The sequence below is a fragment of the Rhodococcus sp. HM1 genome (assembly GCF_023218075.1).
GTDB lineage: Bacteria > Actinomycetota > Actinomycetes > Mycobacteriales > Mycobacteriaceae > Rhodococcus.
Window position 1 is genome coordinate 1 of the sequence record NZ_JALPTB010000203.1, and the last position, 479, is coordinate 479.

At 69.5% G+C, this 479-nt stretch carries 1 protein-coding gene; it reads left to right on the forward strand.

The genetic code is table 11. From position 1 onward, the window contains the following. Nucleotides 1–439, forward strand: a 439-nt coding sequence (locus M1M07_RS32415) for a penicillin-insensitive murein endopeptidase (protein WP_248676794.1), incomplete at its 5' end; no start/stop codon positions are given. Nucleotides 440–479: the final 40 nt, after the last annotated feature.

Sequence of the window (479 nt, forward strand, 5' to 3'; positions counted from 1 at the left end):
GGCGGAGCGCGAGGAGACCTCGGCCACCGACATGGTCCGCCGGGACCGCCTCGACATCGACCCGGAGGTCTGGACCCCGACGCACCTGCAGCTGATCAAGCTCACCGCCGAGCAGCCGGAAGTGGAGCGCATCTTCGTCAACGCGGCGATCAAGAAGGCCCTGTGCCGGGAGGCTTCCGGCCGGAGCTGGATGTCGAAGGTGCGCCCGATGTACGGGCACAACTACCATTACCATATCCGGCTATCCTGCCCGGCCGGCCAGGACGATTGCCAGCCCCAGGGGGCGCCCGCCGCCGGGGATGGCTGCGACGACCTAAGCTACTGGTTCTCCGACGCGGTTCTGCACCCGAAGCCGCCCAAGGTGTCGCCGAAGCCCAAGCCTGCCATGACCATGGCGGCCCTGCCGTCCGCCTGCCGGGCGGTGCTGAAGGCGCCGTAGCCTCGTCGGGACCGGGATTGCGGCGGCTCAGTCCAGGCAC